Genomic DNA, 20,186 nt, shown 5'->3' with positions numbered 1-20,186 from the left:
AGATATTATGGGTATAACAGACTAGAAATATGCTAGTTTCTGTAAAAAAGAGGAGGAAGAAAAATGTTGAAAAAGATTAGTAAACTGTTAAAAAACCAACGTGGTCTTACATTAGTAGAATTACTTGCTGTTGTTGTTATATTGGGGATTATTTCGGCGATTGCTGTGCCGAGTATTGGAGGGTTAATTGAAAATTCCAAGAGGGATGCACATATTGCGAATGCGCAGATGATGGTAAATGCGGCTAAGTTGGCAATGTCTTCCGAAGAATTTGGGGGAAAAACAGAAATTACATTAGAGGAATTAGAGCAAAATGGATATTTAGAGGAAGTTAAAAATCCATCTAATAAAGATAGCGGGTACGACAAGAAAAATAGTCATGTTGTTATTGCTGATTATAAAGTTGTACTAAAAAGTACAGATACTACTTATCTAGATGGTTTAAAAGATCCGTTTGATATGAAAAGAAGTGAGGTTGACTTGAAGAAAGATACAACTACAGATCCGGGTCCAGACGGCGAATAAGTGGAATTTATGGAAATAATTATTCTGCTTTACTCCCTACTCCTCGGCTCCTTCTTCAACGTCGTGGGGCTTAGGGTTCCATTAAAGCAATCAATCGTTAAGCCACGGTCAGCTTGTCCGGGTTGTGGTCATACATTAAAAGCTATTGAGTTAATACCCGTTTTATCTTATCTCATCCAAGGGGGAAAATGCCGCCAATGTAAAAGGCGGATTTCTCCTCTTTATCCGATTATGGAGCTTTCAACGGCTTTGTTATTCCTGTTTGCTTATTGGCAAATTGGGTGGACGTTCGAGGTCATCTTTGCGTGGACTCTGATCTCTTTATTCATCATCATTTTCATAACTGATATTAAATACATGCTCATCCCCAATCGTATTCTCCTATTTTTTATCCCTCTTTTCCTTATTGAACGAATCATTTTGCCGCTTGAGCCTTGGTGGGATTCCCTTCTTGGTGCTGCAATTGGTTTCTCGCTTTTACTCATGATTGCCGTTATTAGTAAAGGTGGGATGGGAGGAGGTGACATTAAGCTTTTCGGAGTGATTGGCTTTGCCCTTGGCTCCAAGTTAGTTTTGTTATCTTTTTTTGCTGCTTCCGTATTTGGTGGTATATTCGGCGTTATTGGGATGGCACTTGGGTATTTCAAAAAAGGTGAGTCGATTCCATTCGGTCCTTTTATTGGAATTGGAACGTTAGTTGTTTATTTCTATCACCAACACATCTTAGATTGGTATTTTTCATTTTTTTAAACAGCAAAGGGAGTTTTTGCGATGTCTTTCCAACTATTTAAGCGTAGTCTCAAAACAGCGAATATCATTTTCACGGATAGGGCTATTCGCTTTTTAGAAACAGTTCAGAAAAGTGGACTTGAAATCCTGCAAATGAAAGAACATCAACTTACCCCCGGAATAATCAAGGATGGCAAAATTGTTGATCCGGAATTGCTAAGGCTTGCATTGGATGAATGTGTAGATGATTGGAAAATTAAACGACGTGAAGTGCGTTTTCTCATCCCAGATCCGTTTATTATTGTTCGGCAAATGAAAGTTCCTGCAGATATTCAAGAGGACGAATTAAATGGGTATCTATTTCTTGAAACAGGGACAACGATTCACTTGCCATTTGAAGACCCTGTTATTGATTCAGTCATATTGTTTAAAGATGAAAATAAACAGGACATCTTACTTGTAGCTGCCCCGCGTGATATCGTAGATTCGTATATAAATGTGCTTGAAGATGTTAAATTAAAGCCAGTGATAGCTGAAATATCTCCACTATCACTTTATAGATTATATAAAATGTCTGACATAACAAGGGAAGACGATCACATATTGTTGTTACATTTTGATGAGGATTTATTAATGATGTCCATTTTTCATGGCGACATTCCGATTTTTGTCCGGCCGATTACAAGTGATTCCTTGCTTCAAAGCGCAATGGAAATGATCGGTGAGGACGGTTCTTATTATATAGAAGATGCTTTGATGGAAATTGAAAAGGTGATAGATTTTTATCGATATACATTGAATCAGGGAAGAGTTGAGATTAATAGAGTTCTATTAAGTGGAGACCATGAGGACTTATCGATTATCAAGGAAAGATTGAATAATCGTCTACAAATGACGATTGAACAGCTGAATGTAAATCAATATGTAACTGTTGATGGTAGGCCAATCCTCGCTTCTCATTTTCCCGCATTAGGTTTGTCTTTAAAAGAGGTGGAGTCAAAATGATTGAAATTAATTTGATTCCCAAAAGAAAAAAGAAATCATATTTCCTTTTATATAGCCTTATGTTCATTTTTATAATTGCGATCTTTTGCTCTACCGTTTTATTTATACAAATACATTCGGAAAAAGAACGCGCTCAAACATATGAGAAACAACTCCAACAAATCCAGGCTTTAATTGAAATAGAAAATAGCAAATTAACAGATTCTGAGAAGACAAGTTCTGCGGATATATTAAATGAAACGATCAATTGGATGAATAAGGAACGGATTGATTCTGTGCCACTTTTGGGCCACCTTATTTCACTTTTGCCGGAACGAGGTTTTTTTGAATCATTCTCCTATAGTTTAAACGGCGATATGCAATTATCCGTTCAGTTTGATTCAAGCAGGGAAGCAGCTTTTTACTTAAATAAATTGGTTAAATCACAGTGGGTTAAAAGTGCAAAAATACATTCAATCACGGCAAAAGAAGAGGAGACGGAAGAAGAACAACAAATTGGAGATGCAAAGATTCTTCCGCGCTATTCAGCTTATTACCAATTATCGATTAATAAAAAGTATATAAAAGACTTGCAAGCTGAAGGAGGCAATGAGTGATGCCACTTCAATGGATAAAAAATAAATGGTTTATCATCGTATTGACAGCCTTCTTGTTTTTAGTAATGTTATTTTCAATTTATTTTTTACAATACCGACCTGTTTCGAGTCAGTCTAAAATACTTCATAATCAACTAAAAACTGAAGAAAAAATGCTTAAAGTATTACAAGAAAAAACAGCAAATGCGAATAAAGAAACTATTGAAAGCTCTTTTTCCCTTCAAAAGCAAATCCCTGTTCGGCCTTTAACGGATCAGTTGATTTTGGATATTGAAAAGGCAGAAACAGTTTCGAATGTTTTTATAAAAAATATGGATATTTCAGAAGGCAGCGGACTTTTAGCTGAAGAAGTGGAGACCGAGTCATCATTAGAAATAATAGAAAAAGAAGAAACTGAGTCATTAGACAAGCAATCAGCACTAGAAAATATAACAGTTTTCTTATCTATAGAGGCTAAAAATTATTTTGATTTTGAGGATTTTTTAACCTATCTTGAGTCACAAAATCGCATTGTGCAAGTGGAACAAATCACTGTCGCAGCACCTACAGAAATGAAAACAACAGAAGATGGACAAGAAACAATTCAATTTAATGTATCGATATCCACTTATTACATGCCTAATTTAACAGATTTAAGCGACCAAGTTCCGAAAATAGATTCACCACCACCCGCAAATAAGAAAGATCCTTTCAACAATTTTCCTACTATTAATAGAGAAAAGAAATAAAATTTGACGAAAACCTTTTTGTACTAGACGACAAAAGTTTCGTCTTTTTTTTATGCTTGTATGATAGGATAAAACAAAATTTATGTGCGGGAGGCTTAAAGATGAATGGATGATGAAAAAAAGGAGCGCAATTCAACCATTAAAATAAAATTGAATGGTAAAGAGCAGCCGTTTTCAGAGGAAACTGCCATTCATGATTGGCAATCAGCTACGAAGGAAGCTTCTGCAGCTTCATCAGAAGAAACAGTAGAAGAAGAAGAGTTTGAATGGATTTTGCCGAACGTAGAAAAAAATGAAGTGCCGGAATATAAGATTATCAATGCAACAAAGGACAATGTTAAAAAACTGCCTATGACAAATTGGAAGAGAAATATAAAACCTGGATTTTCAAGTGTGTTTATTTCTGTATTTCTTGCCATAGCTGTTGGGTTAATTCTTGGACTTATAATATATAAAATGGCGATCCAATCTGAAGACAGTCCCGTCGCATTAAATGAAGCCGATATTCCTCCGGCAGCGGAAAAAGAGGAACAAAATACTAAAATTGAATCATATTCTTTTACCCTCCCTGATCTTACAATCCCTGTTCTTCAAGGTGGTCTATATTCTTCCGAAGAAGGTGCTGTTTCTGCAGGTGAAAATGTATCTGAATATGGGATAGGGAAAACCGTCATAGAAATAGAAGGGCAATATTATTTATTTATTGGCGTCGCCGGTGATTTATCAACTGCTAAATTATGGTCAAATAAATTGAAGGATCAAGGGCTAAAAGATGAAGAAGTCTGGGCAAAGGAACTTGTGATTAGTGGAAAAACAGTAGAGTTAGCCTCAAAAGAAGAAGCAGATCTTATCACTAGTGACATTAACACCTTTCATAAGCTTGCAGAAGAATCGGCGAGCGGGTTTACGAATGGTGTAGTGAGTGAAGATGTTTTAAAAAATGCTGAAAAGGAATTAGTCGGTACTTTTGAAACTGAAATTGCCAAGGACCTTCATGGCAGCCTTGAATTGGCGCAAAAACATCTTAATAGTTTCTCAACATCAGAATCTAGTAATGATCTTTTACAAGCTCAGCAAGCTCTGCTGGAATTTGTCAAAATATATTACGGGAATAATAATTAAGGGGCTTATCACCCCTTTTTTCTATTGTTTCTTTCTCAACACTTTGATAGGATAGAGTTACGTATCTCCCTAAATCAAATGTATGAAAACTATTTTCCTTATCCAAGAAAGGAAGCCATGCCTATGAATCACCTCGTACTTGCTTCTGCTTCACCTCGAAGAAAAGAAATCCTACAGAAACTAAACATTCCTTTTACTACTTTTTCACCAAATGCCGATGAAACTCTACCAACAGGACTCCAGCCATCAGATTTTGTCGTGACACTTGCTTTACGGAAAGCAAGCCTTGCATCCGAGCATTTCCCACAAGCCGCTATTATTGGATCAGATACCGTCGTGGTATGCGATGAGCTTATTCTCGGTAAGCCAAAAAATCGTGAAGAAGCCGAGCATATGCTGAAACTACTATCAGGACGTATTCATGCCGTTTATACAGGTGTAGCCATCATCAATAAGGGCAAGACCGAAACATTTTATGAAAAAACAGATGTAGAATTTTGGGAGTTGACAGAAACTGATATTCATCAATATATAAAGAGTGGAGAGCCCTTTGACAAAGCTGGTGCATATGGTATTCAGGGGCAGGGAGCACTCCTTGTAAAATCCATTAAAGGAGATTATTATACCGTCGTAGGCCTCCCAATTTCCCGTTTATATCGCATTCTTTCAGCAATGGGACTCATCATTCCTCCCAATTAGACCTAAAGGAGGAAACTATACTTGAAAACCGAATCCCTCATGATACGTGACTTTCCTGTCGATGAGCGCCCCCGTGAACGTCTCATCAACAATGGGCCAGAAAGTTTATCGAATCATGAATTATTGGCGATTTTATTAAGAACTGGGACAAAATCAGAATCCGTCATTCAATTGGCTAATCGGCTACTAACACAGTTTGATGGTCTCATGTGGCTTAAGGATGCAGCACTCGAAGAAATGACAAATCTGAAAGGAATTGGAGAAGCGAAAGCAGTACAAATTGCAGCAGCGGTTGAACTTGGAAGAAGAATCAGCAATCTTTCTTATGATGAAAGATATGTTATTCGCAGCCCAGAAGACGGGGCGAACTATTGTATGAATGATATGCGTTTCTTAAGCCAGGAACATTTCGTATGCCTTTATTTAAATACCAAAAACCAAGTCATCCATCGACAAACAATCTTCATAGGTAGCCTCAATGCCAGTATCGTACATCCTCGCGAGGTTTTTAAAGAAGCTATTCGGCGCTCGGCTGCTTCCATTATATGTCTTCATAATCATCCTTCTGGAGATCCTGCGCCTTCAAGAGAGGATATAGAAGTGACAAAGCGATTAGTAGAGTGCGGAAAAATGATTGGAATTGAACTGCTTGATCATTTAATCATTGGTGATAAAAAATATGTCAGCATGAAAGAAAAAGGGTATATGTGACACTAGGATTTTAAAAAATGATAAGATATAATTAGACTTATGATTTTTAGTAGGCAAGTTTTTATTAATTTTTTTACTTGAAAGAAAGTTACTGATTTAAAATCGTTAAACAAAAACAGTCAATGAAAAAACGTAAAATATATTGTATTGGACAGGCTATAGAATAAATCTAAATGATTTTGAAAGTATAGGGAGCAGATGCATTAAAAATGCATTTGGTTGAGAAAGGGAGATACATACATGTTTGGATTTGGTACGAAAGATCTTGGGATAGATTTAGGAACTGCCAATACGCTTGTTTTTGTTAAAGGAAAAGGAATTGTGCTTCGTGAGCCATCAGTGGTCGCGTTACAAACTGACACAAGAAGGATCGTAGCGGTCGGAAATGATGCCAAAAACATGATTGGTCGAACTCCAGGACATATTGTTGCCCTTAGACCGATGAAGGATGGAGTCATTGCCGATTATGAAACAACTGCATCGATGATGAAATACTATATTCGCCAGGCTACGAAGAGGAAAGGTCTCTTTGGCGGAAAACCACATGTTATGGTTTGTGTTCCATCTGGAATTACAGCAGTCGAACAGAGAGCGGTCTTGGATGCGACGAAGGAAGCTGGAGCAAAAGAGGCCTATCCAATTGAGGAACCATTCGCTGCGGCCATTGGAGCCAACTTGCCAGTATGGGAACCGACTGGAAGTATGGTCGTTGATATAGGTGGTGGAACAACAGAAGTTGCTGTTATTTCCCTTGGTGGAATTGTAACGAGCATGTCAATTCGAATTGCCGGTGATAATATGGATGAATCCATTATTTCGTATATCCGGAAGTCGTATAATTTATTGATCGGTGATCGTACGGCGGAAGCCATTAAACTTGAGATTGGTTCAGCTGGAGGGTCCGAAGGAATACCTTCAATGGAAATACGTGGGAGGGATTTATTAACCGGACTCCCAAAAACAATTGAAATAACAGCCGAAGAAATATCGGGAGCCTTGCGAGATACCGTGAATTCCATCATCGAGGCAGTGAGAAGTACACTTGAAAAAACTCCTCCTGAACTTGCGGCAGATATTATGGACAGAGGGATTGTTCTGACTGGCGGAGGGGCTTTGCTGCATAATTTGGATAAGGTTGTTAGTCAAGAAACGGATATGCCAGTATTAATTGCAGATGAACCATTGGATTGTGTTGCAATTGGAACGGGTATAGCACTAGAACATATTCATCTTTTCAAAAATAAAGTGAGAGATATGCGTTAAGAGTAACTAGCGCCGTTTTTTGCGGCGCTTGCTTCTTTGACCGGCATATTAAATGAAATAGTAAATTAATGTATAGCTTAAGCGCCAATGTGCAAGGCGCGTTGCTTTTCTTACGGGGTGTAAATAATGTCACACTTTTTTTTAAACAAACGTCTTATTATTCTTCTTATTAGCATCATTATTCTTGTATCCTTGATCGGCTTTTCTTTAAAAGATAAAGAGAATATTACACGTCCAGAGCAATTTGTAAAAGACGTTGTTGGTTTTGGACAATCTCTTATTTCAATACCGGCCCAAGGTGTTGCAAACTTTTTTGGTAATATTCATGATCTGCAAAATACATATACGGAGAACAAGAAACTTAAGGCCAGATTGGAAGGACTAGCGACGCTTGAAAAGGAAATATCAGATTTAAAAAGAGATAATGAAGAATTACGGAATGTACTTAATAAAACGGAAAATCTTCGTGATTACGATGCCATTCAAGCGACTGTCATTAGTCGAGCACCGGATCGTTGGTTTGAAAAAATTACGATCAATAAAGGGAGTAAAAGTGGTGTTAAAACAAATATGGCTGTCACAACAGCGAAAGGTTTAGTTGGAAAAGTTGTCAGTACTTCACCAATGACTGCCACGGTTGAACTTCTTAGCTCTGATAATAAAAAAAATAGAGTTGCTGCTGAAATTCAAGGAGATGAAGATGTTTTTGGTCTTATTGATGGCTATGATAAAGAAAAGAAAATGTTAATCATGAAAGATATTGTCATTGATCAAGAGATTAAAAAAGGTCAGAATGTCGTCACTTCTGGTCTCGGAGGTGTCTTTCCAAAAACACTGGATATTGGAAAGGTAAAAGAGGTGGAAGTGGATCGTTTCGGATTGACACAAATAGCCTATATTGAACCTTCTGCAGATTTTTACGGATTTGAGCATGTATTAGTGATTGTGCGTACTATGGATACTATCGAAGAAACAACGAAGGAGGGGGAATGATGAGACGATTGATTCTCCCCTTCCTTTTAACGTTGTGTTTTTATTTTGAAAGTATTTTTGTAGAATTTTTGCCGACTGGTACTTTAGGAAGGGATTGGATCCTTGTTCCGCATTTTTTATTAGTATTATTAATCATGATGGGAATAAGTTTTTTTAGAAATCGCACACTTATTTATGCCGCAGTCTTCGGATTATTATTTGATATTTATTTTACCGAGATTATCGGTATTTATATGGTTTTGTTTCCGATCGCCGTATATATTTCGGCAAAATTGGCTAAAACCCTTTTTTCAAATGTTTTTACTGCTCTATTTACATCCATATTATGTGTATCCCTAGTTGAAACAATTGTATACGGAATGAATATCCTCGTTTTGCGGAATAGTATGGAGATAAATGAATTTGCTATGATTCGTTTGGTCCCAACTCTCATTCTAAATGCCGTATTTTTCTTAATCGTATATTTTCCATTCAACAGATTTTTACTAAATAGAAAAAAAGAAGAGTTAAGTGAATAATTTTTTTTGGAATAAGAGGAAAATCGATGTAGTTTGTCGAATTCAGCAAGGGATGACGAAATATAAATAATGAGATAAACTAAAGATAAATCGATGCAGTAGTGAAAGGAGATATGAGGGCACTATTCTGCAAGTTGAGTCTCCTTGCCCGTATCACATGAAAAACAGACAAAATGTTATGATTAAAGGAACAAAGAACGGTCTTTCTTTGCAATTGAATGATCGCTGCTCATATGAGGATTTACTTATAGAGCTGGAAGAAAAACTTGCTGATTTACATGGGGTGGACATGGATAGCCCCCTTATTTCGGTGCGTATTCTTTCAGGTAATCGATATCTCAATATAGATCAACAAGAACAATTAAAAGAAATGATTCGTAAAAAGCAAAATTTAATAGTTGAAGAGATTGAAAGTAATATTATCACAAAGACCGAGGCCCAACGTATAATTGATGAACAGGAAGTGACATCCGTCGCTACTGTCGTTAGATCCGGGCAAATATTAGAAGTTCCTGGTGATTTATTGCTCGTTGGAGATGTAAATCCGGGGGGGACAGTTAGAGCGGCTGGCAATATATTTATTATGGGTGCCTTAAAAGGGATCGCTCATGCAGGGTTTACGGGAAGGAACGAAGCGGTTATCGTTGCTTCATTTATGACCCCGTCGCAACTAAGAATTTCAGATTGTATTAGTCGCGCTCCAGATCATTATGATCAAGAGGATCGTCACCATATGGAATGTGCTTACATTGACGGAAGGCATCAAATCGTTATAGATCGATTGCAAGTTTTAAAACATATACGACCAAATATTACTAGATTAAAAGGGGGACAATACAATGGGTGAGGCGATTGTAATAACTTCGGGTAAAGGAGGAGTCGGAAAAACTACAACTTCGGCTAACCTGGGGACGGCTCTTGCCCTTCAGGGGAAAAAGGTATGTCTCATAGATACGGATATTGGTCTAAGAAATCTGGATGTAGTACTTGGTCTCGAAAATCGGATTATATACGATCTAGTAGATGTTGTTCAAGGGAGATGTAAGCTGCACCAGGCGATTGTCAAAGATAAAAGGTTTGAAGATAAGTTGTTTTTACTTCCAGCTGCACAAACAAGTGATAAAACAGCCGTATCTCCAGAGCAAATGAAAAAACTCGTTAATGAAATGAAACACGAGTATGATTACATATTAATTGATTGCCCAGCTGGCATCGAACAAGGATATAAAAATGCCGTAGCAGGGGCTGATAAGGCTATTGTTGTGACAACTCCGGAAATTTCTGCCGTTCGTGATGCAGATCGTATTATTGGATTATTGGAAAAAGAAGAAAATGTAGAGCCGCCGAAATTAATCATCAATCGTATTCGCAGTCAAATGATGAAAGATGGCGATGTGCTGGATGTCGATGAAATTGCCCAGCATTTATCGATAGATTTGATTGGCATCGTCCAAGATGATGTGGATGTGATTAGATCTTCTAACCAAGGCGAGCCCATTGCCCTTGACCCGAACAGCAAGGCGTCTATTGCTTATCGGAATATTGCTAGAAGAATTTTGGGTGAGTCTGTCCCGCTTCAATCTTTGGAAGATGAAAAATCAGGAGTGTTTGCAAGATTGAAAAAGCTATTTGGTGTTGGAGCAAAATAATCCTTTAGTAGTCATGCGTTCATATTAATTGAACGTATGGCTCTTTTTTTTTCTCTTAGTAATAAGAGCATATTTTATTAGGACGAGACATAGTGTAGTAGAAAATAATTAAGGGAGATGGGGGAGAATGAGCAGAAGAGCCGATGAAATTCGGAAACGAATAAGTAAACGGAGAAAGCAATATAGTCCTAACAAGGAGAGATTTGGACCAACTCCTTTTATTGATAATGAATTTGAATCCCCCGTATTTGAATCCGAACCTAAAGATTCTTTTCATCCACTTTGGAATCGTGACCTTTTTTTGTTTAAAATCCTTGCATCCGCTGCACTAGTTCTTGTCCTTGCCATTATGTTTCAATCCACCTCACCTAAACTAGATCAGATAAAATTAGGTGTAAAGAAAACGATGGAAAAAGAATTTCAGTTTGCGGCAGTTGCCAATTGGTATGAGAAGCAATTTGGAAAACCATTGGCACTACTTCCACCATTTGAAAAAGTTGAGGAAGTAGATAAACCCAAGAAGGAATTGTCTTATGCTCAGCCAGTGACGGGAAAAATATTAGAAGACTTTTCGGTGGATGGAAGAGGCATTATTATGGAAACTGGCACAAATGCAGAGGTAGAAGCAATGACTGGCGGTGTAGTTATCTTTGCAGGAAAAAAAGAAGATATCGGTCAAACTGTAATCATTCAACACGCGGATCATTCTGAGACATGGTATGGGATGTTGGATAAAATTACCGTAAAACCTCGGGAAAATGTAGAAGCAGGTAAACATGTTGGTGTTGTGTCACTAAGTAAAGAAGGAGAAACCGGGGAATTTTACTTTGCAATTAAACAAAATGATATGTTTATTGATCCTATCCAGGTGATAAACTTTGAATAAATATGGACTTCTAATTAAAAAAATGCAAATTCATCCGCTTTTTTGGGGGGTAGCTGGAATTGCAATCATCACGGGTTATTTTTGGCAATTGCTTTACTTGTTTGCAATTGTATTTATTCACGAAATCGGACATGCTGCAGCAGCTGCACATTTTGGTTGGAAAATTAAACGGATAATGATTTTGCCTTTCGGTGGTACGTGTGAAGTAGATGAACATGGAAATCGTCGACTTAAAGAGGATCTGATTGTAATCATCGCTGGGCCTTTACAAAATGTTCTGATCGCTGCTTTAATTCCAGTGTTTGTCATGCTTTCGTTTTTGCCGGCTGACGTCGCGAAAGAAATATCCCAATATAATTTAATGATTCTTTTATTTAACCTTATTCCTATCTGGCCATTAGATGGAGGAAAACTCGTTCAACTTTACCTTTCCACACAGCATGCCTATAAAAAAGCTTGTCGATTATCATTGATGAGTTCCTTTATTGTATTGCTCGTATTGCATGTAATGATTCTTCTTTTTAGTCCATTAAATATAAATGTATGGCTTGTATTACTATATTTGGACATTATTTTATGGACTGAATGGAAACAACAACGATATGTTTTTATGAGATTTTTACTGGAAAGACATTATGGCAAAAACTTGAGCTTTTCCCAATTGCAAGCGATTGATGCGAAGGGGGAAGAATATTTGCATGAAGTGTTGGATAAGTTCAAACGTGGTTGTAAACATTTAATCTATGTTGGAGGTAAGAATAATAGTCTCGGAAAGCTTGATGAAAATGAAATTCTCCATGCTTATTTTACAGAGAAGCGAGTCAGTGCACAGTTAAAAGACCTAGTATACAATGATTGACTCCAAATAATTACACCGCTAAAGTAAGAGGTAATAAAACTACTGGCCAATAAGCCAGTTTATTTTTTTCCTAGCGGGTGAGCGAAATTGAATGAGATCTATGTCGATACTAAAACTGCAGAAAAAAGGTTTGCTGTAAAAGAAGCTGGACTTGTTACAAGGCTCTTTGTTGAACAACCGAGTGATGTTTCAGAAGTCGGAAATATTTATTTAGGGAAAGTAGAAAGTGTGAAAAAAGGAATGAACGCTATTTTTGTTGATATCGGTAAAGACAAAAATGGCTTTTTACAAAAGGATCAACTTCTCAGCTATATCCACTCTACTGATCCGCGAAAAAAAGAATTGCCTATTTCCAAATTTGTTACTGAAGGTGAAAAGCTTCTTGTCCAAGTTAAAAAAGATGAAACTGGAATGAAGGGTGTTTTGCTAACTGGGATTATTGAAATTTCTGGTGAAAAATCAATCTATATGCCTGAAGGTAAATATATTGCCGTCTCAAAAAAAGGCGATGAAAGTTTAAGGGATATGTGGAGAGACATTGCGTTAAAGTTTAAAGAAGATAAGGAAGGTTTTATCATACGAACAGAAGCACTTTCGGGGAATAAGGAGGAATGGGAGGAAGAAGCAAATCAGCTTAGACATACTTATAGATCCATTCAGAAAATGATAAATCAAGTGAAAGTGCCGGCAATATTGATGAGAAAGTCATTATTTTTTGAGGAAATCGTGAGGGAAATCATTCGTCATAAATGTGGTGAACTTTATTACAATGACAGGGCAACGTTGGACAAACTAAAGCAATTGCTTCCAAGCTTAGATGAAATGGATTGGGATTTTTATTTTCATCGAGAGAAGTCTGGTTTTTTTTCAATATATGGCCTTGAAAATGAAATGGAAAAAGCATTAAGACCGGTAGTTTGGCTCAATAACGGGGCGTATATTGTCATCAATGAAACAGAGGCTGCAGTTGTAATTGATGTAAATACGGGCAAGTTCACAGGAAAACAAGCTGTTTCTGAGACAGTCGTTCAAACGAATTTAGCTGCTGCGAAAGAAATAGCGAGACAGCTGCGTCTACGAGATTATAGCGGCATGATTTTAATTGACTTCATTGATATGGAGGCTAATGCCGATAAAAGAAAAGTTCAGCAATTGTTAGAAGAGTTGTTTAAGAAGGATCCGAAGCAAACACGTGCTGTTGGCTTCACTCCACTCGGAATATTTGAAGTAACCAGAAAACGGACAAAACAACCTCTTTCTAAAACGATCCAGACTAAATGTCCTGCCTGCCATGGAACAGGAGTAGTAGAAAGTCCCGAAACCATCGCATTTCGCTTGGAGAGAGAATTGTTTGAAACTCCTATGCAGGAGTACGATGCTGTTTTGATTGAAATTGACCATGAAACGATGGAGACTTTTAAAGGAATAGGAAATCGCCATCTTTTAAGAATAGAAAAACTTTTACACATGAAAATCTTTTTTAAAGTAATACATTCAACAAATTTTAAATATCATATACGCCAATTTGGAGCAGTAGACGAGATTAAAGAGAAAGCCGTTGACATACATAACGGCATATGATAGTATTTTGATGTTAGTTTGTAGCACCCGTGCTACAACCGCACAGCTCAGGTACATAAGATTTTGATGTTCTCAAAACGCCTAGTGTTTTGTCATTCAAAACGCCTGAATCTGGCGAGTCTTAGTCTATTAAGGAGGTGCAGTTCATGTACGCAATCATTGAAACTGGTGGAAAGCAATTGAAAGTTGAAGAAGGTCAAGCAATCTACGTTGAAAAATTAGATGTAGTTGAAGGTGAATCTTTCACGTTTGACAAGGTTCTTTTCGTTGGCGGTGAAAATGTAAAAGTAGGAAGTCCTTTTGTTGAAGGAGCTACTGTTACGGCTAAAGTTGAAAAACAAGGCCGCGCTAAGAAAATTGTTGTATTCAAATACAAATCAAAGAAAAACTACCATAAGAAACAAGGTCATCGTCAGCCATATACTAAAGTCGTTGTTGAAAAAATCAACGCTTAAGGCGGCAGTCTTATGATTTTTGTTAACGTTGAAAAAACGCAGGATGGTAAAATCAGCTCCTTTACTATGAAAGGTCATGCTGATTTCGCTGAAAAAGGGCAGGATATCGTTTGTGCCGGTGCATCTGCTGTTGCATTTGGCAGTGTAAATGCCATCATTGCTTTAACTGAAGTTGAACCAGAGATTGAACAATCGGAGAGTGGTTTTTTGAAATGTACATTTCCGACTCATGTCCCTGAAGTCCAACTATTACTGGAAAGCATGATTATTTCACTGCAAACGATTGAAAGAGACTATAAAGATTATATAAAAATTATTCTTTAATAACAGGAGGTGGAACAAATGCTAAGATTAGATCTTCAGTTTTTCGCATCCAAAAAAGGGGTAGGTTCTACTAAAAACGGACGTGACTCAGAAGCTAAACGTCTAGGTGCTAAGCGTGCAGATGGTCAATTTGTTTCTGGCGGATCTATTTTATACCGTCAACGCGGAACAAAAATTCACCCAGGTGAGAACGTTGGCCGCGGCAACGACGACACTCTTTTTGCTAAAATTGACGGAGTTGTACGTTTTGAACGTCTAGGCCGTGACAAGAAAAAAGTAAGTGTTTATCCGAAGGCTCAATAATATAGCTTGACCATGTAAAAAGCTCTAACCTAAATTGGTTAGGGCTTTTTCTAATCCCGCGGATTAAAAATTACTACTTCACTTGGCAATTTCTGTTATACTATAATAACGATTGAAGTTGGACAGAGAGGATATAATGATGAGTGAACAGTTGAATGTTATTGATGTTATTCAAAATACACGGCATGATTGGTTGAACAGAATTCAGTTAATCAAAGCATATATTTCGCTTGGAAAGCTTGATCAAGCAGATCGAGTAATAAACGAAATTATATTGGATACACAAAACGAAGCAAGACTAACAAATATGAAACTTCCTCAATTTTCCGTTTTGCTCCTAACTCATAATTGGGGGAAACATGCATTTCGGATTGAATATGAAATTTTGGATAACTTTCAGTCTGGTTTACTGGACGATACGTTATTGTCAAATTGGACCCGTGACTTTTTTGATGAGCTCGATCGTTGTGCAAACCCTCTTCATGAAAACCAGTTGTATATTACTTTGGAGAAGTTTGAAGATCATATCCATTTTTTGTTTCATTATAATGGATTGCTTGAGAGTCCATCCAAAATTATCGGCTGGTTAACTAATGAAAAAAAATACCCATATGCCACTAACATACAAGAAATAACTGATTCGGAAATGGTTGTAGATGTTTTTTTCTGATGCAAATAGATTGGAGTGTAGGATTTATGTTTGTTGATCAAGTGAAGATATTCGTTAAAGGTGGAGATGGCGGAAATGGGATGGTTGCATTCCGCCGAGAAAAATACGTACCAATGGGAGGGCCTGCAGGGGGAGATGGCGGAAAAGGTGCAAGTGTCATCTTTCAAGTTGACGAGGGCTTGAGAACATTGATGGATTTTAGATACCAACGTCATTTTAAAGCTCCGCGCGGGGAGCATGGGATGTCCAAAAGCCAGCATGGAAAAGGTGCCTCAGATATGATTGTTAAAGTACCCCCTGGAACGGTCGTAACAGATGAAGATACGAAAGAAGTTATCGCTGACTTAGTAAGCCATGGCCAGCAAGCGATTATAGCTAATGGTGGTAGAGGTGGAAGAGGGAATATTCGTTTTGCGACTCCGGCAAATCCGGCACCTGAAGTTGCCGAGAACGGGGAACCGGGACAAGAAAGAAATGTTATCCTTGAATTAAAAGTTTTGGCCGATGTAGGTCTTGTCGGTTTTCCAAGCGTTGGAAAGTCAACTCTCCTTTCAGTTGTTTCAGCTGCAAAACCGAAAATTGCCGAGTATCATTTTACAACAATCGTTCCAAACCTTGGGGTTGTGGAAACAGGTGATGGCAGAAGCTTTGTTATGGCCGATCTGCCGGGTTTGATTGAAGGCGCGCATGAGGGAGTAGGGCTTGGGCATCAATTTTTACGGCATATTGAAAGGACAAGGGTCATTGTTCACGTTATTGACATGTCGGGAATGGAAGGAAGAGACCCTTATGAAGATTATTCTACAATCAATCAAGAGCTTCAAGAATACAATCTTCGTTTATTGGAGAGACCGCAGATCATTGTTGCTAATAAAATGGATATGCCCGAAGCTGAAGCTAATTTAGAAGAATTTAAGCGGAAGCTTAAAGATGATTATCCTGTTTTTCCGATATCAGCCGTTACTAGGGAAGGGCTTAAAGAGTTATTATATGAAATAGCAAATCAACTTGAACATACTCCTGAATTTCCGCTTCATGAAGTAGTGGAGGAAGAAGAAACAATCAACCGAGTTATGTACAAACACGAAAAACCCAAAGAAGAATTTACAATTACACGTGAGCCTGACGGTAGTTTTGTCGTTAGTGGAGGAAAAGTAGAACGTTTATTCAAAATGACTGATTTTTCTCGAGACGAATCAGTTCGACGCTTTGCACGTCAATTAAGAACCATGGGGATAGATGATGCTCTAAGAGAAAGAGGAGCAAAAGATGGTGACACGATTCGTCTGCTAGAATTCGAATTTGAATTTGTCGATTAGATTCACTTGAATAGGGGGGAGTCTATTGGGGAAAAAAGAATACGATCAAAAGTTTTATTTAGTCAGGGAAGATGTACTTCCAGAGGCAATGAAAAAAACGCTGGAAGCAAAAGAACTAATTGAACGGGGAAAATCGGAATCTGTTTGGGACGCTGTCCAACAAGTTGATCTGAGCCGCAGTGCTTTTTATAAGTATAGAGATACGGTTTTTCCTTTTCATTTAGTTGTGAAAGAAAAAATTATTTCATTATTTTTTTTCCTAGAGGATAAACCTGGAGCACTTTCTAAGTTGCTCGGAACTGTAGCGACTAATTCTTGCAATGTACTAACAATCCATCAAACGATTCCTTTGCAAGGGCGTGCTAATGTGACATTATCATTAGATATTACAAATATGTCTGGAGATATAGATGAGTTGCTTGTAAAACTTAGAAGATTAGAATTTGTTGATAAGGTAGATGTTCTAAGTTCCGGAGGATAAAACTGAGAACCCAAAATATGGGCCTCAGTTTTTTTCATTTAGCAAAATCCCCGCCGCCCTTAAAGCATCTTCCGCTTTTTTAATTGCTGCTTCACTCGAAGCTGTCAACGTATGTAGATGAATGCCAGATGTAAGATCCGCCAATAAGGCAGCGTTCGTCTTTTTGATTTTATCAAGGAATGCTTGAACCTCTTGTCTATTCGATACCATAATAGATGCCGTTAGGTCCCCATAAACTGGATGTTCCACTGTCACATCCTTTACTGTTACTCCGTGGTCTACAATAATATTCAATTCTTCTTTCGCTTGTTCGCGAGTATGGATGCAAGCAATTGTTTTTTTCATCATTTGATTGACAGGGCTTATATTCATATACATGTACCCTTGACTAGTAGCAATGATTGGTTCGTTGCGAGCTTTTAATAAAGTAATATCCCCGACAATAACTTGTCTGCTTACATTCGTTATTTCCGCTAGCTTACTTCCGGTTATAGGTGCTGTACTATTTTTCAAAAGGGAAAGCAACATCTCCCTTCTTTCATTCCCATAAATCTTTTTGGATCCTTCCTCCATCATTCTTCCTCCGTTCCGTAATCTATATATTGAATCATAACATATTTTGAAAAAGCATAAGGAAGTGTATTCAGCTTTTTTGAGTGGTGCTTGAGCATAAAATTGAATTAGTTATCATAAGTTTTTGTGAAGATTAATAGCAATTTGCCTATATATTCATACACTATATGGACTTATGCCTGAGGAGGGGAAATGTGTGAAAATCCATATTGCGCAAAAAGGAGAAACTCTTTGGAAAATCGCAAAAAAATATGGCGTGGATTTTGAAGAATTAAAAAAGATGAATGCCCAATTGTCAAACCCAGATATGATAATGCCTGGCATGAAAATAAAGGTGCCAGGAGGCAGTGCAGGAAAAGAGCACCATATGCCACATCATGCACCGAAAGAACACCATATACCGAAACATGTGCCAAAGGAAATGCCTAAAGTAGAACATATAAAGAAGGAGGTTCCGGTTCCCATCGTGCAGCCAAAAGAGATTATTAAAGAGGTTGTGAAAGAGAAACCTTATCCCATTTATCAACCTGTGATGCCCCAGCCACTGCCCGAAATCGATATTAGTAATTACTATATGATGAATATGCAACAATCGCAAACTCAAGTACAATCGCAAAAAGAAGAAGTGGTAGAGGAAGTTCCGGTTCAAATGCCAGTTATGCCTGTCCAGCCCGTCCAGCAGCCAGTGTATAACTATTGCTATCCGGTCATGCCGATTTGTGATCCTTGCTACAACCCATACTCTTACGGATATCAACCACAAATGATGCCCCAGGTCCAAGGGGCAATGATGCAGCCAATGCCAATGGCTATGCAGCCTCAAGCAATGCCAGGAGTACCAGCAACAGGGTATGAAGCTGGAGTCCCTGGGTGGCATGACGAATCGTCAAGTCATCCAGAAATGTATTGGGGTCAGGCGCCTAGTGGGATGCAGCCTTCTGCTCAACAGGCAATGCCTTACCAAGGATATCAAATGCCTTACACTCAAGCCCCAATGATGGAAGCATATCCTGCAATGCCAGGTACAGCTCCTGCCGCGATGCCTTGTGGCTGCGGGGGAAATGCATATGCACCATATCCGTATGCTAGGCAAGCAGTTGCACAGTCAGTTCCATTTAATCCATATCCATTTGGTTCAATTTTGCCGACAAACCATGCAAATGCATATGCAATGCCAGCTCGAAATGATGATGGATTTGAAGATGAATAATCAATTTTACAAGGATCGAGACGGATTGAATGACCGTCTCCTTCTTTTTATGAAAAAAAAATCTGGACTTCCATTTACTCAAATAAAGCAAATTAAACACGGTGTCTGGCTATTACCTTCAATTAATGAGAATTGGGTGCTAAAAGAATATCTTTCTACATTTAAATTATCTGTTCAGATTGATTTTACGAAAGAGTTAAAAAATAGCGGGTTTATGAAAACCTATTCATTTTTTCCTCACATATTTCAAATGGATGGTCGCATTTTCGGGCTAATGCAGTATATTGATTCTGGGAATTTCGGTTCTTTTCATTATGATCATGACGAAAATATCCAATCCGCGCTTGAGCTATTAACGAATTTTCATCAATCAACGGGAATGTTCGTAGATGCATTCAAAGAGCAATTACCATACTTTCAGCAACGATCTAAATGGGAGAAGAGGCTTATCGACTATTATACTTTTATTAATTTACATAAATTTAAACCATTGTACTCACATTTAAACAGGCTCGCGCAATATGGTGTATGGGCATTGCAACAAATGAATGAACATGTTTCATATTTTGTGAAGAAACCACATTGTATTATTCACGGGGATGTAGCAAGTCATAATTTCATTAAAAGTAAAGATGGAATATTGTGTATGATTGATTTTGATTTAATCAGCATCGCGCCATCTCATATAGATTTACTGCAATTTTGCAATAGGATTTTACCTTCTTTGGATTGGGATGCAGATCGATTATTTAGTTACAAGCTTCTAAACAATTTAAAAAGCGTAAGACCGTTTTTAGCAGCACTTGTGTACCCTACTGATATTTTTAGAGAATGGATTTTTTTTTCAACTTCTGATGTTGAACAACAATCTAAAAAATGGAGTTATGTTCAAAGACTTACCTTCCATAAATACAAAGAAAGGTTAGCATTTTATGAAAAAATAAAAGAAAAAGTAGAAAATTGGAAATGAGTCGATTGAATCAAAAA

At 37.7% G+C, this 20,186-nt stretch carries 24 protein-coding genes, 1 pseudogene and 1 other annotated feature; of the genes and pseudogenes, 24 read left to right on the top strand and 1 reads right to left on the bottom strand.

Annotated elements, in window-relative coordinates:
- Positions 1–63: 63 nt before the first annotated feature.
- The 22 genes from NQ185_RS02645 (at position 64) to thrR (ending at position 17,416) form a co-directional block, all read left to right on the top strand.
- On the top strand, positions 64–525 hold the full coding sequence (locus NQ185_RS02645; RefSeq protein WP_257579966.1) for a competence type IV pilus major pilin ComGC: 462 nt from the start codon (positions 64–66) through the stop codon (positions 523–525).
- Between the two features lie 9 nt (positions 526–534).
- Positions 535–1,275 (top strand): prepilin peptidase, encoded by a 741-nt coding sequence (locus NQ185_RS02640; RefSeq protein WP_257579965.1) that lies wholly within the window; start codon positions 535–537, stop codon positions 1,273–1,275.
- 21 nt (positions 1,276–1,296) lie between these two features.
- Complete coding sequence (gene pilM / locus NQ185_RS02635) at positions 1,297–2,259, top strand: type IV pilus biogenesis protein PilM (RefSeq protein WP_257579964.1); 963 nt, start codon at positions 1,297–1,299, stop codon at positions 2,257–2,259.
- On the top strand, positions 2,256–2,855 hold the full coding sequence (locus tag NQ185_RS02630; RefSeq protein WP_257579963.1) for a PilN domain-containing protein: 600 nt from the start codon (positions 2,256–2,258) through the stop codon (positions 2,853–2,855). The genes pilM and NQ185_RS02630 overlap by 4 nt, the downstream gene beginning before the upstream one ends.
- A complete protein-coding gene (locus NQ185_RS02625) occupies positions 2,855–3,583 on the top strand; it encodes a hypothetical protein (protein WP_257579962.1) in 729 nt (242 codons plus the stop codon). The genes NQ185_RS02630 and NQ185_RS02625 overlap by 1 nt, the downstream gene beginning before the upstream one ends.
- 105 nt (positions 3,584–3,688) lie before the next feature.
- A complete protein-coding gene (locus NQ185_RS02620; RefSeq protein WP_257579960.1) occupies positions 3,689–4,705 on the top strand; it encodes a hypothetical protein in 1,017 nt (338 codons plus the stop codon).
- 123 nt (positions 4,706–4,828) lie between these two features.
- Complete coding sequence (locus NQ185_RS02615) at positions 4,829–5,404, top strand: Maf family protein (protein ID WP_257579959.1); 576 nt, start codon at positions 4,829–4,831, stop codon at positions 5,402–5,404.
- A 21-nt stretch (positions 5,405–5,425) separates the two neighbouring features.
- On the top strand, positions 5,426–6,115 hold the full coding sequence (gene radC, locus NQ185_RS02610) for a RadC family protein (protein WP_306999850.1): 690 nt from the start codon (positions 5,426–5,428) through the stop codon (positions 6,113–6,115).
- 240 nt (positions 6,116–6,355) lie between these two features.
- The gene (locus NQ185_RS02605; protein ID WP_257579958.1) at positions 6,356–7,378 is read left to right on the top strand and encodes a rod shape-determining protein; all 1,023 of its coding nucleotides are present in this window, start codon (positions 6,356–6,358) and stop codon (positions 7,376–7,378) included.
- Positions 7,379–7,504: 126 nt separating this feature from the next.
- On the top strand, positions 7,505–8,371 hold the full coding sequence (mreC, locus tag NQ185_RS02600; RefSeq protein ID WP_257579957.1) for a rod shape-determining protein MreC: 867 nt from the start codon (positions 7,505–7,507) through the stop codon (positions 8,369–8,371).
- Entirely contained in the window at positions 8,371–8,889 is a 519-nt protein-coding gene (gene mreD / locus NQ185_RS02595) for a rod shape-determining protein MreD (RefSeq protein ID WP_257579956.1), read from the top strand. The genes mreC and mreD overlap by 1 nt, the downstream gene beginning before the upstream one ends.
- A 157-nt stretch (positions 8,890–9,046) precedes the next feature.
- On the top strand, positions 9,047–9,736 hold the full coding sequence (minC, locus tag NQ185_RS02590) for a septum site-determining protein MinC (RefSeq protein ID WP_257579955.1): 690 nt from the start codon (positions 9,047–9,049) through the stop codon (positions 9,734–9,736).
- Positions 9,729–10,538, top strand: coding sequence for a septum site-determining protein MinD (gene minD / locus NQ185_RS02585; RefSeq protein WP_257579954.1), 810 nt, complete (start codon positions 9,729–9,731; stop codon positions 10,536–10,538). The genes minC and minD overlap by 8 nt, the downstream gene beginning before the upstream one ends.
- A 127-nt stretch (positions 10,539–10,665) precedes the next feature.
- Positions 10,666–11,424 (top strand): M23 family metallopeptidase, encoded by a 759-nt coding sequence (locus tag NQ185_RS02580; protein WP_257579953.1) that lies wholly within the window; start codon positions 10,666–10,668, stop codon positions 11,422–11,424.
- Positions 11,417–12,283 (top strand): M50 family metallopeptidase, encoded by an 867-nt coding sequence (locus tag NQ185_RS02575; protein ID WP_257579952.1) that lies wholly within the window; start codon positions 11,417–11,419, stop codon positions 12,281–12,283. The genes NQ185_RS02580 and NQ185_RS02575 overlap by 8 nt, the downstream gene beginning before the upstream one ends.
- 87 nt (positions 12,284–12,370) lie before the next feature.
- Entirely contained in the window at positions 12,371–13,864 is a 1,494-nt protein-coding gene (locus NQ185_RS02570; RefSeq protein ID WP_257579951.1) for an Rne/Rng family ribonuclease, read from the top strand.
- A gap of 26 nt (positions 13,865–13,890) precedes the next feature.
- Positions 13,891–13,996 (top strand) — a sequence feature (ribosomal protein L21 leader region).
- Between the two features lie 14 nt (positions 13,997–14,010).
- Positions 14,011–14,319, top strand: a complete 309-nt coding sequence (gene rplU / locus NQ185_RS02565) for a 50S ribosomal protein L21 (protein WP_257579950.1) — start codon at positions 14,011–14,013, stop codon at positions 14,317–14,319.
- A 12-nt stretch (positions 14,320–14,331) separates the two neighbouring features.
- On the top strand, positions 14,332–14,643 hold the full coding sequence (locus NQ185_RS02560) for a ribosomal-processing cysteine protease Prp (RefSeq protein WP_257579949.1): 312 nt from the start codon (positions 14,332–14,334) through the stop codon (positions 14,641–14,643).
- Positions 14,644–14,661: 18 nt separating this feature from the next.
- Positions 14,662–14,946, top strand: a complete 285-nt coding sequence (rpmA, locus tag NQ185_RS02555) for a 50S ribosomal protein L27 (RefSeq protein ID WP_213110444.1) — start codon at positions 14,662–14,664, stop codon at positions 14,944–14,946.
- Between the two features lie 139 nt (positions 14,947–15,085).
- Positions 15,086–15,616 carry a Spo0B C-terminal domain-containing protein gene (locus NQ185_RS02550; protein ID WP_257579948.1) on the top strand — a complete coding sequence of 177 codons (531 nt, stop codon included), beginning with the start codon at positions 15,086–15,088 and terminating at the stop codon, positions 15,614–15,616.
- Between the two features lie 26 nt (positions 15,617–15,642).
- On the top strand, positions 15,643–16,935 hold the full coding sequence (gene obgE / locus NQ185_RS02545) for a GTPase ObgE (protein WP_257579947.1): 1,293 nt from the start codon (positions 15,643–15,645) through the stop codon (positions 16,933–16,935).
- Positions 16,936–16,960: 25 nt separating this feature from the next.
- Positions 16,961–17,416: a transcriptional regulator ThrR gene (gene thrR, locus NQ185_RS02540; protein WP_257579946.1), complete on the top strand. Its 456-nt coding sequence runs from the start codon at positions 16,961–16,963 to the stop codon at positions 17,414–17,416.
- Between the two features lie 24 nt (positions 17,417–17,440).
- Here the strand turns inward: thrR and NQ185_RS02535 are convergent, their stop codons facing one another.
- Positions 17,441–17,992, bottom strand: coding sequence for a transcription repressor NadR (locus NQ185_RS02535; RefSeq protein WP_373370763.1), 552 nt, complete (start codon positions 17,990–17,992; stop codon positions 17,441–17,443).
- A gap of 193 nt (positions 17,993–18,185) precedes the next feature.
- On the opposite strand from NQ185_RS02535, the pseudogene safA reads away from it, so the two are divergent.
- Together safA and NQ185_RS02525 are read left to right on the top strand one after the other, a co-directional pair.
- Positions 18,186–18,339, top strand: a pseudogene (gene safA / locus NQ185_RS20395) (SafA/ExsA family spore coat assembly protein); the annotation flags it as partial.
- Positions 18,340–19,191: 852 nt separating this feature from the next.
- Positions 19,192–20,169: a phosphotransferase gene (locus tag NQ185_RS02525; protein WP_257579943.1), complete on the top strand. Its 978-nt coding sequence runs from the start codon at positions 19,192–19,194 to the stop codon at positions 20,167–20,169.
- Positions 20,170–20,186: the final 17 nt, after the last annotated feature.

The organism is Lederbergia panacisoli, assembly GCF_024626525.1.
Lineage (GTDB): Bacteria > Bacillota > Bacilli > Bacillales > Bacillaceae_C > Lederbergia > Lederbergia panacisoli.
The sequence above is the reverse complement of the archived record's forward strand: the minus strand, read 5'-3'. Positions and strand labels throughout refer to the sequence as shown.